We start from the raw sequence: 13,451 nt of genomic DNA, 5'->3' as shown, positions 1-13,451 counted from the left end.
ACTCTCTAAGTGATCCCGTCATGATATCACAGATGTGGCCGTCTTCAGATGTCAGGGATCATGCCGTTCCGCAGACGCATAATGGTCTGGCGCGACGTACTGAATTCGCGTGCGAACGCGCTGACCGTCACGCCCTCTCCGAGTCGCCGGCGCGCTGCCTTCTGCTGTTCTGAGTTGTGTGACCGTAAGGATTCGTTAATTTGTGGCAAGAAGCCAGAAAGTTATATCTAAATATTTTATATAAGGTGTCTGAAGCCCGATCGTACACAAACGTACGCTGAATACGGATGTGTACGATCGGGCTTCAGACACCAACAAGGCTTCAATCAGCGAGGGCAGCAAAGTACGGCGCTTGTCGACCGCCAGCGATTTGGCGAGCGATACTTTCCGGGCTTTGGTTAGTTCGGCTTCGATTCGCCGCAGAAGGTGCGTTTTCGCCGCCCCCACCAGGCCGGAGACCACGACAAGCCTGCCGGTCTGAATAGCCGAGCAAACCTCGCGAATGAGAGTACGCTGATGTTCGGTCTCGAAGTTGCCCACCCCCTGGAAAGGTCGGTCGAGGTCATAACTGGACTGGACGTCTGAGAGTATCATTCTTCCCGCCTTCGCAACTGGAATCGTTCGCGGATACGGGCCGCGATCGTCTTTTTATCGAGTGTTTCCGCAAGCAGTTCATCAATGAAGGTGCGCTCAACAGTACTCATCGCGCCTATCGGCCGGCCGAGTTGGGCGACAATCGTCCCATGGGCTGCAAGAGCCGCTGGCCAGGCAGTTTCTCGCCCAGTCCAGCCGTGGTTGGGGACGGCGACGGCAATGGACGGTCCCCGCCGGTGACGGCGCCGCTGGGGAGCCCAAGCTGGTCCGCCAACCGCACCACTTTGTCGAGTCGTTCTTCGGTCCGGATCTTCTGATATTTGCGATAGCGAAAAAGAGTAACCGCACCGCGCGAAGGCTGGAACGGCCCGAAGCGTTTACCCGCATGCTCGATGAACAGCTCCTAGTCGAAAAGGACCCAGAGCAGCGTCAACGTCTCTCCTGCAAGCTCGGGCTCCACCTTATAGGCAGCTCCCTCAACTGATAAGGTAGCATCGCCTGCAACCGTTCGTCGTTCGGATTCGCGGGCAAAGGCGCAGAACCGCGCCCATGAGCACATGGCCCGGACGCCGTCATGGGGGCTGGTGTCGCAACCAGTCCTCAATGCGCGCATGAGATTCAGTACGGTGTTCTCCGTTGTTGTAGGTGACCAGTGCGCGTCTTAACCAAAGATTGGCTTCCTCTTCATATTTCGGTTTGTGAAAATGGTAAGGGTTTCATACACTTCCTTGATCGTGCGAAACGGCCGCTCGACCTTGCCTTTCGCCCGCGCCGCTCCATTGTCAGATAAGTCGGGCAGAAATTCCCTATGTTTGCGAGCAGAGGCCATTATGTTGGCAAGCCACGACACCTATTAGGGCCGAAAATTATCCCCACAGGCGATCCCGTGGGGATGGGACTTATGCCACAGCAATATGCATCTGTGAGAGCATATCGCTATTTACACCTACCAGCGTGACGCTGCTGTCAGCATACGTCAGCAGGGCACTATCGCCTTCAAACGAAAGGTGGTTAAGATAACTGTCATTATCGGCAATACTTTCGTTAGCCATGAAGACTAGGCTGTCGGTGGTTGAGAGGTTGTAGACAGTGTCGTGGCCAAAATCACCATAGAAAAGAAGCGTATTGTCGCTGCCGTTCAGGTGAATCGCGTCGTCGGCATAGCCTGAAACCACGTTGTTGTTGTTACCGATAACGCTGATATCGCTGTCATTGTACCCTGTATAGAACCAGCTATCATTGCTGGCGGTAGAAACGGTAAAGCTGTTCTGCATGTCAGCATAATAGCTGTTGGCATAGGCGAGGGAGCCGCTGGTGCCTTCGAACCCGTAATCCGTTACTTCCCATGTCGCGTTCTGATTGAAATCGATGTCAAACAGGCTGAATAAGGTGTAGTCAGCATTAACGTACTGGATATCTTCTGCTCGGGTAATATCCCCGGTAGAATACTTAAAGTACAGCGCTCCCTCAGCGTCGTGGCTGAAGGTAAAATCGGCGACATTACATTCTGTGACGTAGGAATTGCTGCCCGCTCCGCCATAAATGACGTTATATCCACTATGATCTTTAAAGCTATCATCTCCACCGCCACCGCAGAGATAGTCGTTACCTTTACCCCCTTGTAATAAATCGTTTGTTTCGGTGCCTACAATAAAGGTTGATCCAACATGGCTAGTAGATTTATTCAAATCGGACACCCAGGTTGTCGAGCGGTATTCCTCAGAAAGATTGGATACGATGATATTTGAATTCTGATGCGTAAAATCATAGATTTCAGAATTTATTATGCGTAAAGCGCCGTCGGTATACCCCTGGCCGGAATGTCCGGCCCATGCCGCCATATTTGCGATGGAGAAGAACTGTAAATCATCGGTCAGGCCTGCATAATAATCATTGAATGAAACTATATTATTGGTACAGGTCTCAAGCGGGGTGTCATGATTAAACAAGCTGTCCAGCGATAAACTATGGCCTGTTAAAACGCGAAACACCGGGTCGTTCTCGTAGCCGATATTCAGGACTTTATCATCGGCAAGGTTTTGGGTAGGAGAAGCGAAAGCGACGTAGCTCGACTGCTCATAAAAACCGCCCCATTGACCCTGGGCGGAAAGGGTTGCCATACTGTTAACCGCCAGTCCGCCAAGGCTATGACCGGTAATAATTACGTCGTTACCCGTCAGTCCATTCTCTGTCGCAAATGCGGCCACTGAACTCATAAGGTTTTTATAGGCGTTGAGCACATAGTTATCCGCATAGCCGTCGATAACCGCCGATAAGCCATCGCTTACGGTATCCATCACCGTGTTAATCGTATGCAGAATCGACGGGGCGCTTGCATAGGTGCCCGTCCCCCAGAAGCTGATACCAATATTGACAAGCTTACCGTAGGCATCATATTTCCCCACCACGTTGCATTCGGCGCTGGATTCCAGAAGACTTTCGCCATAAAACGCGCCATAGGGGTTAGCACAACCCGAATAGTTGAGCGTTTTACCGTCTAACACTTTCCAGCCATTCTCTACGCTATAGGTATAATCAGGGTACGTCGTCGCACCAAAATTAATACTCTCTATGGTCAGCGTATCCTTAATAAGTTGCGTGTTTTTCTCATCCTGATAACCAAATACAGGCATGGTCTGTCCCTCTTTTTTATTTTACAATTATTGAGCGAAATAGGTGTCAAGTAACATGACGTTGTCATTATTTATTTCGCCCGACTGCGCGAGCAAACTGACCCATGCTTTAATGACAGCATGTTTTTCAGCAGTAAGCTCAACGTTGGTTTTATAGAACGCGTGTTCGGCGTTAAGTAAATCGATATTCATGCGCTGGCCCGCCTGAATACTTTTTTAGTGGCGTCAATTTGCCGCCTCGCGGCCTCCACCGCCGAGGTATAAGCCGCAAAGCGTTCAGGCGCATGCAGGCATTTATTCAAGGATTTTTTAATTTCGCTGTAGGTTTTCAGGCGCTGCGCGTCGTGAAGGTATTTGGCCTGCTCATAGCGTGCAGCAGCCTGCCGGACAGACGCTGACACGCCTCCACCGGAAAACAGATTCACGCTAACGCGCAGACCAACGCTGTCGGTACGGTATTTTTGATTAATGGTGTTGTCATTGCTTGAGTCATTCTCCGAATGCATCGCGTAAAGCTGCACCCGGGGCAGGGCACCCGCTCGGCTACGCTCGATCTCATAGCGTTTTTCCTCAACACTCTGCCCGGCAGAGAGGATCTCGGGATTATGCATGGCAGCCTTTTGCTCCCAGTATTGATAGTGGGTGGATGCCAGAGGTAGCATCAGCGGCTTTTCGCTGAGGGTTGGCAGCGCGGTGGTGTCAGGCAGACTGATGCCCACGATCGCCGAAAGCGCAACGGTGGCTATATCCAGCGCATCGCGCGTTTCAACCTCATCAGCAACCGCCAGACTGAGCGCCGACCGGGTCTCGGTGACGTCGGTTATCGAACCTTGACCGGACTCAAACTGTTGCTGTGTCTGCTTTTGCTGCTCTTCGAGTACCTGACGATGCAACGCCGCAAGCTGCAACCGCTGGGACGCCTCGGCAACATCCAGCCAGGCCGTGATGTAACGGTTTTGCAGATCAACCAGACTGCTTCGGTAGCGTTCGTCAGACTGCATTTTTTTGATGATGCCGATGCGATAGCTGGCATAAGCGTCGTAATCAAATAGCGGCTGAACCAAGGTCAGCGATCCAGAATAGCTATCGTATTGTTGGTGTTGAACCACTTCGGTGCGCTCGCCCAAAAAATTTGACTGCTGATACTGCTGTCGTTGCCAGTTACGCGGCGCACGCTGGTAGCTGACGCTCAGTTTTGGCAGCAAACCGGCCCGGCCTATGGGGATGTATTCTTCCCCGGCAAGCTGATCCTTAACCGCTGCCAGATACTGGGGGTCGTTGTCCAGCGCCATAAACCAGCCCTGTGAAAGGGTTAATGCGCCTGTTGAAAACGGCGTAAGCAGGGCGATAAGCGCTAAAACTCGTTTTAATTTGCCAGTGAACACCATTATTCCTCTATAAATGACTGTGACGCACGATCCAGGATCGGTTTCATCAGATAGCTCAACAGCGAGCGCTCCCCGGCTTTGATAAACACCTCGACGGGCATGCCGGGTTTAACATCTTCTTTTTCCAGTTTTTTCATGCCGTCGGGTGAAACCGTAATCTGAATTTTGTAATAGGGTTTTTGTGTGGTGGGATCGGTCTGACGGTCCGCTGATACCAGCGACACTAGGGCCGGAATTTTGGGCGTTTTTTGCTGATTAAAGGCGGTGAACATCAGGGTGACGGGCATACCCTTGTAGACTTTATCGATAAGCGAGACATCGAGTTGTGAGTCGACAATCAGAGAAGAGGATTGCGGCACCAGCTCCATCAGTTGCTCCCCGGCGCTCACAACGGCGCTTTCGCTGGCAAGCGCGAGGTTCATGACAACCCCATTCTGCGGGGCAACGACCCGGGTCTGAGAGAGATCGACATCCGACAGCGTCAGCTGTTTTTTACTCTCGCTGATTTGCAGGCGCAACTGGTCAAGCTGGGTTTCTATCTCTTTTCGGTTGTCGGCCAGGCGCTGCTGCATGCTGCGTTGAAGCTGTGCGATCTGATTGACTGACTCCACGATGCGGCTGCGGGTTTCGCCCAGATCGCCCGCCAGCGATGCAAATTGCACCTGAATGTCGAGATAGCGGTTACGTGGGAAATAGCCCTCGGCCATCAGCGGCTTCAGGTCTTTCAGTTGACGATTAAGCAGCGCGAGCCCGCTTGCTTTGGTCTTGGCAGTTCGGACAAACGTATCGCGCTGGCGCTCTAGCCCGGCGATGGCCTGCACGTCGTTTTGCTGCGCGCTTTCCAGCGCCTCTTTCCTTGCCTCCATGAGCTGGCGTTGCTGAACAAGAATGGGATGGATAATCGCCTGAAGCGCCTCTTGTTGCGCTTCAGGCGGTAGTTGCAGCTCACCGCCTCCGGCCAGTTCTGCCCGGAGGCGGCTTTGCGTGATAAGAGCCGTCAGGTAATGCAGGCGGGCGGCGCTCAGTTGCGCAAGCGTCGATCGCTGGCTCAGCAGCACCAGAAGATCGCCCTTGTGTACCGTCTTGCCCTCTCTGACGGCGATGTGCTTCACTACGCCGCCAGTGGGGGCCTGAATGGCCTTACGGTATCCGTCGACCATCACCGTCCCGGAGGCAACCACGCCTTTGTCCAGTGGTGCCAAGGCAGCCCAGAGCAGGAAAGTGCCCAGACCGGCCAGTAATACTGTCCAGCCAAGGCGGACAAACGGGTGAACGTTAACGGCTGGCGTCAACAGCACCTCGCGGTTATGCATGGGCTTCTCCTTGTCCTGCAGGTGCTTTTTTCTGCTGATTCGCCGGTCGGGATACGTGCTGTAAGAGCTGTGATGTCGGGCCGCAAAGCTTTTGTTTTCCGCCTTCCAGAACCAGAAGGTGACTGGTGAGGGGGAGGATCCCCGGCCGATGCGAGATGACCACCACTGTTTTTTCTGCTGACTGAGCTGGCGGATGACCTGCTGCAAGGCCAGCTCACCCTGTTCATCAAGGCTGGCGTTAGGCTCATCCAGTATCACGAGTGCGGGATTGCCATAGAGCGCCCGCGCCAAGCCAATGCGCTGCTTTTGCCCGCCCGAAAGGATCGTACCCTGTTCGCCGATCAGGGTGTTGTAGCCTTCGGGCATGCGCAAAATCATCTCATGTACACCTGCCAGCTTTGCGGTGGCGATGAGCAGAGGCGAATCGATCTCGCCAAAACGCACGATATTCTCGGCGATGGTGCCGGTGAATAGCGACACGTCCTGCGGCAGATAGCCTATTCCCGGCCCGGCGTGTTGCTTCTGCCAGAGATAAATATCAGCGCCATCCAATCTGACATCGCCTTCGTGGGCAGGCCAAACGCCGCATAACACTTTGGCAAGACAGGATTTTCCCGATGCACTGGCCCCCACAATACCCAGCACTTCTCCAGGTTGTACCTGCAGATTGATAGCGTGCAGAATGGGGGGATACATGTTTCCGGGTGCGCTGACGGTCAGGTTCTCCACCGTAAGAACGCCCTGAGCCGCAGGCAGACATACACTCTCCTGAACCGGAGGATAGTCACGGATCAGACAAGACATGCGCTCCCAGGCCTGTCGGGCAGACCGATATCCCCGCGCCACGCCGATGAGTTGTTCAACCGGAGCCAGCGCTCTTCCCAGTAAAATGGAGCATGCAATCATCATGCCCGGTGAAATGTCACCCTGAATCGCCAGCCAGCAGCCAAGCCCAAGCATCAGGGACTGCAGCGCCATACGCACCGTTTTGGTGATGGCAGACATTAGCGCAGCCCGTTCGCTCGCTGCGCCTTGGCAATACAGAAACTGTTGATGCGTCCGCCACCAGCGAGATTTAACGTTGTCCGTCATCCCCAGCGCCAGCAGGATCTCGGCATTTTGTAGGGTGCTGTTCGCCTGATGGTTAGAAAATAGCGCATGGCTCCCCGCTTCGTTTAACAGCTTACGGGTCATTTTTTCGTTAATAAACGCCAGGCCCAACAGAAGAAAAGCCCCTGCAAGCGAAAACAGGCCAAACCAGATGTTAAACAGAAAAATGATGCCGATATAGACGGGAAACCAGACTGAATCGAAAATCGCAAATAGCGCCGGGCCGGTAATAAACTGACGTAAGGTCGTCAGATCGCTGATGGCCTGGCCGGCGTTCGGGCTGCGCTTAATCAGATTTTTTTCGCATGCAGCGGTATAGAGTGCTGGCGAAAGGACATTATCAAATTGATTACCTAACCTAATAATGACGATGCCCCGGACATAATCCATGAGTGCTATAAGGCCAAACATAAATATCACCAGCAGAGTCAGCATAAACAGGGTCGCCGTATTCCCTGAGGGCAATGCCCGATCGTATACCTGCAACATATAAATGGAAGGCGTAAGCATCAGAATATTTATTACTGATGAGAAAAAAGCAACGGTGATAAATATCCGCGTGCGTTGATGTGTAAAACTCTTAAATATCTCTAAGTCTTCATTCATTTTTTAATGACTCTAATTTTATTTCTTGATGCATGTAATCTGGGGATAGCTGTAAAGCGATATAAATCCATAAATAACCACACTTTTTTTAAGGATATTTAATTTATATCATATATAAACCAGACAAGCGAGCAGTGCGCAGCCTTCCTCTGAATGCCGCGTCAGCGGCATGGAGGCGCCAGAAGCTGTTAAGGACGGCTCTGAAGTCATCGGGCGCCGTTAACCCGGCAGAGCCGGTTACAGAGCGTTATGTTAGTGCAAGCCCAACCCCCCCCTGCCAGACGCCGTTTAAGCAGCGGCCTTTCAGGCTCGCATAAGCCTGATGGTCGCAGACGAAAGATACTAACCGCGGGCCTCAGACTTACTGCCACTCCTGACTTTAAGTACAACATCCATCGATAAAGCGACTCTGTTCCGGCCCTTTGGGCCGGGGCGGCGGCGCTTTTCAGGTGGGTTTCGCTCGATGCTGAGTGGATTTCGGATCTGATAGTTGTACGCTCTGTGAAAAGGGCAGAAGTATTTAAAACACTGCGGATCTTGCCCGCCGTTTCTGGCGGGAGCTACCCCTGACGCGAAGCGGCTGAACCGAACCGGCGCGGACGCAGTCCGCTGCAAGGGCGGACATTATTCACCTGTCCACAGGACGGGTGGCGAATAGGTTTTATTTTTAAAGGTAAGTCATACCAGTTATTTAAAAGAATAAAGATCGGGTGTTTAAAAGGAACAGCGCGGTTTGGAAAAAGTCCGGACAGCAGTTAACTGACTATCCGGTCAGGAGTTATGAAACCAGACCTCTCGCGGTTAATGTGGATAACTTAAATACGTAATTACCGGCGCAGAATCTATGCGCCGGATCCCATTCGGGTGGCCGGAGCAAGGGGCTGATGTGGATGAATTTTATCTGAATGGCTTTCTGCAGACGTGCGAAGGCCTCCGGCGCTAACCGGATAGCTGAAAACGGAGCTGAGTAAGGGAAATAACGGCCGTTCTGGCCGGATGGCGGGCAGGGAAAAGCCGGCGCTGCTGCGCCAGTGAGTTGCGTGAGGTCTCTGCGGATGTCAGGTCGTGACCAGCAGATCGTCGTCCAGTCGGGCGTAGCGGCCGCGTGAAAGCTTCATGCGCTCGGTGACGCGCCGCTCAATCTCGGCTTTCACCGCGTCCAGACCGCCGAAGAAGCGCTCGTGACGGATTTCTTTCTGAAGCTGCAGGCGGACCAGCTGCTCAATGTCCTTACGGGTGCGCGGCGCGTCTTTACGCGCGCGGTGGCGCTTCATGCCGTGCTCGCGGCGGGATTTCTGGTACTCTCGGAAGCGCTCACGCACGAACGACCAGGCGGCATTGATGAGCTCGCCGGCATCGGCGCGCGGCAGGCCCTTCTTCTCGCGCTGGCTGTTTTCCCACTCGATGCGGCTGCGGCGCGCGGCCGCGACGGCTTCTTCCGACACGTCCAGCACCTGCCACATCAGGGGCGCGAAGGTGATGTCCGTGGGAATGTTGCAGCCGATGTCTTTGTCGTATTCGGTGGTGTAGGTGAGGAGCTTCAGCTGCGCCAGGAACTGCACGGCGCCGGTGAAACGGGTGATCGAGAGGCGTTTTTTCTCCGTGGCCAGTCCGCAGCGGATGCTCATGGTCGTGAGCGAGGCCCCTACGCGGTTGGCCAGCGGATTGTAATAGTGGCAGAGCGCCTGCAGCGCAGCTTCCAGCGCGCGGATGCGGAGCTCAGGCGGACGCCGCTTGCGTGCCCCGTGGGCGATTTCCATGGCCACCAGTGCCTGAAACTCGATGCGACGGGTAAAGCCCGCCGCCTTCTCACGGATCTTTTCGCAGAACGGCAGGGTTTTCTTTCCTTTTTCCGGGACAAATTCCGGATTCGGATTTTTACCTGCCGGTAAAATGATGATTTATCAGGTACCTGTTCAGTCACGCCTTCCTGCGCTTATGTTGCACAGAAGGAGCAGGCACCGAAGGTATTGCAGTTTTTCGGGCATGAATCTATACTCCCCGCATAGAGCAACAGCTTCTATGCAGTTTCTAGGGCCCCGTTAGTCTTCGCCTCCGTCGCCAAACTGAGGAAGATTATCGGGGTTTTCTTTTTTCTGGCTGCCAGTATTTTTTACCTTGCCAGACTCCTGCCACCTTTCGGCGTGGCTAACCAATAAATCCTTGAACGTTCAGCAATCTATCACCCGAAAGAGAAAGGATCAAGAATGTAAATATTTACGTTCCTAATTTTCTGCGTTTGTACTCATTTTCAATGATGATTTCTAACATCTGAGCCTGTGTTAAACCCTCTTCAGAAGCCAAAGTTTCAAGCTTTTCTTTCTGAGAATTCAAAATAACCGCATGCAAAGCTTTATGCGTATCACTACGTCGCTCAAGAGAGGCTTTCTGCCTTTCACGTGGCGGTAAAGGGTTACCTTTACGGTATGTACGTTTACTTTTGGATGAGGAAGCTTCTGAACTAGCTGATTGCGACATCTCTTCACCCTCACAAATTCGGACTGAATTTTTGCTGAGAATACTACAGATCTCTTAAATCAGCGACTTAACTTTATACAGAGACGTGAGATCCGTTGGCGCGCGTATCACCGCGTGGGGAAGAAAGTCTGATTTCGGATATCAGTAAGTGGAGCGCCAGTCTGTGCCACCGTCCCAGCGGGACTGCCAGTGCGCCAGATAACTCTGCGCCAGCGACAGGACGCCGCGCACGACCACCGCGTTTTCCGAGTTGGACTCTGCGGCGCTGCGGGTGTAGTTAAATGAGCCCAGCTCCACGTTCTGCCCGTCCGTGATGATCACTTTGTCGTGCATGATTTTGTACTGGTCGTTGGTGCGCAGCGGTATGCCGGCATTCACCACGACGTTCATCGCCGCCTGGCTCGCTTTACTACGGTTGCCCTTGTCATCCACAACCACCCTGACGTCTGCGCCGCGGCGCTTTGCCGCGACCAGCGATTTGATGACCTCGGGTGAGGTAAAGCTGTAGCCCATCAGGCGGATGCTCTCCCGGGCATCGTCCAGCGTCCTGAGCACCAACTGCTGCGCCGTGCCCTCGGGCGAAAATCCGACGTCTATTGAAGGCGAGGCCACTGCCACACCGGTAGAGAAGCTCAGCCAAAATGCTGTGGCCACGATCGCGCGTTCACTCTCATTTCAGTTCCTTATTAATCCGGGCAGGCCGGACAATCAGTTCAAAAAAAACAGGATTCAAAGTCGTTGTGCGTTATTGCCGCTTCACAACGGTCGATACAGACGTCCCCGTAGCCGCCGTCGTGAGAGGCCGCGTACCGCGCAATGGCCCGCGCGTCCTGCAGCCCCGCACGGTCGGCGGCCTGACGGTCGTCCTTGCGGATTTGTGCGTGATGTTCGCATGACCACTGCAGCGCACTCAGCCAGGCAGACTCGCTGATGTCGCGAGCGATGAGGTCAATCGCAGCGAGCACCTCCGTGCTGTAAACGCTCAGCGGTACGCCTTCCACGTCATCGTCTGTCACCACGAGTGCGGCCATAAGCAGGGCATGCTCCGCGTCATCGCACAGCAATCCCTTCAGCCGCATTATGGCTCGTGAAACCATCAGGTTACCTTCGCGCCAGGAAAGCAGACGCAGCGTTTTCCAGGATAAACGGGTTGCGTTCACGGGCAGTCACTCCCGTCCCACAGGACGACATGGAGATTGCAGGCGCTTCCGGTTGACGCGGCGGCGGCCCTGATGGCGCGCAGGCTTTGCTCTGCTGACAGGCCGCCGGTGCCGGCACCAATAAGAGGCATGGCCATCGAGGCAAAACCCTGGCTGTCGGCCAGCGCCAGTGCTGCCGCCGTACAGCGGAAAACAATCGCTTCCGTACTGCGCCACAGAAGATTCAGCCCGGCCACGTGAATAAGGGGTTTATTCAGCCGCCCGCCGGAGGTCAGGACGGCGCTTCCCGGACGCATCCGGCCGTGGCGGGCCAGCTCGCGGAACGGTGACGGACCCGCCGCTTTTTTCAGCTGTCGCGATACGCCCGCAGGCAGAAGCAGCCAGTGGGGAAAAACATTCATGTTCCAGGGGTTCACGATGCAGGCAGCGTCATGCGCCAGCAGATTGCCGGTGACAATATTCATATTGAGTCCTTGAAGGGAAAGGGCGGGGTCCGGCGGAACAGGCAAAAAAAGAGGGCCCCGGAGGGCCCCGCTAAACAGCTATCAGGGAAAAGTATGTTGTTATCGCGTTATATTTCCGGTTTCCCGGCTGGCACCTTGTATCGGCCAGCGCCGGCAAAACCTTAGCGGCAGACACATTGTAACGTCAGCCGTGCGCGTATTTTTCCTCCAGCCGTTCCGCATCGCGCTCTGCGTCCTCCACTTCCGTCAGCAGCGCGGCGAGGTCGTTGACGTTTGCCTGCGGGTTGCGGCAGGCGCGCCGGTAGCGCAGCCGCAGTGCAATCGCACGAATAAGGGATTCACGGTAAGGCGTTGCGCCGGTTCTCATCAACACGTCTCCTTTTGTCAGGCTTCCTGTGAAGCTGCCTTAAGAGGGGCCAGCGTCACATAGTTCTGTGCGGCTTTTTCAATCGCCTCGCGCCACGCGCCCATCAGGCGGGGTTCGCGCAGGCGAACCTTATAGCCCCTGCCCCGCGCCGGCAGGCTTTCCATGACCATGTGCCAGAGTACTGCCGAACGCACCGCGGCTGAAGGGGTTCGCTTCCAGCTGTACTTGCATTCGAGATCGAACTCACAGACTGCGGCCAGCGCCGGGTCGGTCAGCATCAGCCGGCGGGTATCCTGCCCGCCCGGAGGCGCGTCCAGCACCTGCAGAATGTGCTGTACCCGGTCGGCCCGCACGAAGCTGCGGCGCCGGCGGTAAGGCATCGTCGCCAGCAGGCGGGCTTCAGAAGGCGGGCTCACCTCCATAAAGCGGTTAATACGCAGCTTCTCCTTCGTAAACTTGTCGGCGTCCTTGATATAAAGTGAGCTGCCCCGGATAACATCCCCTTTGAAAAGGGTAATATTTTCCCCCTCCTGCAGCGCCTGTACCTCATGTACGTCGACCTTTTTCTTTTCGCTCACCTGCAGGCGGGGATCGTCGCTCAGGCCGCTGCCGAGGATGCTGCCCTGCTGTACCATGGCGCTCATGTGCGCCCGGTATTCGGTTCCGGCCATTGCCTGCAGAATCTCCAGCGTGTCTTTCGGGTCTTTTATGATGCCGGTGAAACGTATGCCCATGTTGGCGATAAGCGTCCACACCGCGTCGCCCGCCGCTGACTTGAGGCGCTGGACATCCTGCCCGGCCAGCAGCAGGCAGTAGCCCAGTGAGCGAACCTGGGTGGCCAGCTCACCGAGCTTCTCGCTGTAGCCGGCGCCCACCTCGTCGATTATCCAGAGAAAAGGAAAACGGTCCTTAAACTTCCGCACCGTCATATTATCCTCCGGCCGCCCTTCCAGCTTCTCGCCGAGGTCCTGACTTAAAATCATGGCCAGCTGAGACTGATAGAGGCGACCCAGCGTGCTGCTCTCCGTGGCGGACAGCTCCAGCGCGGGGACCAGCACGACCAGGATGCGGTCGTTGTGCACCACGTCATGGAGGTCGATGTCGCCCGCGTCGCGCGCAAACACGTGCCCGTAGGTGTCGTTAAACAGGCTCAGCATGCGCGTGTACTGCTGCATCAGGCAGCTGTGGTCTGCTGCAGTGGTAACGAAGATTGCGGTTGCGGGCCAGGGCGCCCGGATGGCGCCTCATTTGTCCGGTACGGCTTCCCGTCCGGTACGCCCGCCTCAGGAGCCGTGTGGCGGTCAGGTACGGCCACTGGGTGAAACACTGTACGGGTAT

The 13,451-nt window shown here is 55.0% G+C and carries 14 protein-coding genes; all 14 read right to left on the bottom strand.

What is annotated here, in order from left to right:
• Positions 1-44 precede the first annotated feature (44 nt).
• Positions 45-209, bottom strand: a complete 165-nt coding sequence (locus HA45_RS28725; protein ID WP_128599023.1) for a helix-turn-helix domain-containing protein — start codon at positions 207-209, stop codon at positions 45-47.
• Positions 196-594 (bottom strand): hypothetical protein, encoded by a 399-nt coding sequence (locus HA45_RS20585; RefSeq protein WP_205960986.1) that lies wholly within the window; start codon positions 592-594, stop codon positions 196-198. The genes HA45_RS28725 and HA45_RS20585 overlap by 14 nt, the downstream gene beginning before the upstream one ends.
• Before the next feature lie 899 nt (positions 595-1,493).
• Entirely contained in the window at positions 1,494-3,227 is a 1,734-nt protein-coding gene (locus HA45_RS20575; protein ID WP_100704193.1) for a polyurethane esterase, read from the bottom strand.
• 27 nt (positions 3,228-3,254) lie between these two features.
• Positions 3,255-3,419 (bottom strand): hypothetical protein, encoded by a 165-nt coding sequence (locus tag HA45_RS28325; RefSeq protein WP_244563487.1) that lies wholly within the window; start codon positions 3,417-3,419, stop codon positions 3,255-3,257.
• Complete coding sequence (locus tag HA45_RS20570; RefSeq protein WP_244563486.1) at positions 3,416-4,519, bottom strand: TolC family outer membrane protein; 1,104 nt, start codon at positions 4,517-4,519, stop codon at positions 3,416-3,418. The genes HA45_RS28325 and HA45_RS20570 overlap by 4 nt, the downstream gene beginning before the upstream one ends.
• A 95-nt stretch (positions 4,520-4,614) precedes the next feature.
• Positions 4,615-7,644 carry a type I secretion system permease/ATPase gene (locus tag HA45_RS29170; RefSeq protein WP_366557361.1) on the bottom strand — a complete coding sequence of 1,010 codons (3,030 nt, stop codon included), beginning with the start codon at positions 7,642-7,644 and terminating at the stop codon, positions 4,615-4,617.
• 1,058 nt (positions 7,645-8,702) lie between these two features.
• A complete protein-coding gene (gene repA / locus HA45_RS20555; RefSeq protein ID WP_436405013.1) occupies positions 8,703-9,545 on the bottom strand; it encodes a plasmid replication initiator RepA in 843 nt (280 codons plus the stop codon).
• Positions 9,546-9,560: 15 nt separating this feature from the next.
• Positions 9,561-9,632: a RepA leader peptide Tap gene (gene tap / locus HA45_RS29165; RefSeq protein ID WP_100704211.1), complete on the bottom strand. Its 72-nt coding sequence runs from the start codon at positions 9,630-9,632 to the stop codon at positions 9,561-9,563.
• A 229-nt stretch (positions 9,633-9,861) separates the two neighbouring features.
• Complete coding sequence (gene repA, locus HA45_RS20545) at positions 9,862-10,122, bottom strand: replication regulatory protein RepA (protein ID WP_100704188.1); 261 nt, start codon at positions 10,120-10,122, stop codon at positions 9,862-9,864.
• A 141-nt stretch (positions 10,123-10,263) separates the two neighbouring features.
• Entirely contained in the window at positions 10,264-10,776 is a 513-nt protein-coding gene (locus HA45_RS20540; protein ID WP_244563485.1) for a phospholipase D family nuclease, read from the bottom strand.
• 59 nt (positions 10,777-10,835) lie between these two features.
• On the bottom strand, positions 10,836-11,282 hold the full coding sequence (locus tag HA45_RS20535) for a hypothetical protein (protein WP_100704186.1): 447 nt from the start codon (positions 11,280-11,282) through the stop codon (positions 10,836-10,838).
• Positions 11,279-11,746, bottom strand: coding sequence for a macro domain-containing protein (locus HA45_RS20530; RefSeq protein WP_100704185.1), 468 nt, complete (start codon positions 11,744-11,746; stop codon positions 11,279-11,281). Before HA45_RS20530 ends, HA45_RS20535 begins: the two co-directional genes overlap by 4 nt.
• Positions 11,747-11,930: 184 nt before the next feature.
• Complete coding sequence (locus HA45_RS20525; protein WP_100704184.1) at positions 11,931-12,113, bottom strand: hypothetical protein; 183 nt, start codon at positions 12,111-12,113, stop codon at positions 11,931-11,933.
• Between the two features lie 17 nt (positions 12,114-12,130).
• The gene (locus HA45_RS20520) at positions 12,131-13,288 is read right to left on the bottom strand and encodes a type IV secretory system conjugative DNA transfer family protein (protein ID WP_240629305.1); all 1,158 of its coding nucleotides are present in this window, start codon (positions 13,286-13,288) and stop codon (positions 12,131-12,133) included.
• Between the last annotated feature and the right edge of the window lie 163 nt (positions 13,289-13,451).

Origin of the sequence: Pantoea rodasii (assembly GCF_002095465.1) — a bacterium.
GTDB classification, from domain to species: Bacteria; Pseudomonadota; Gammaproteobacteria; order Enterobacterales; family Enterobacteriaceae; genus Pantoea; species Pantoea rodasii.
This window is presented reverse-complemented; position numbering and strand designations above follow the sequence as displayed.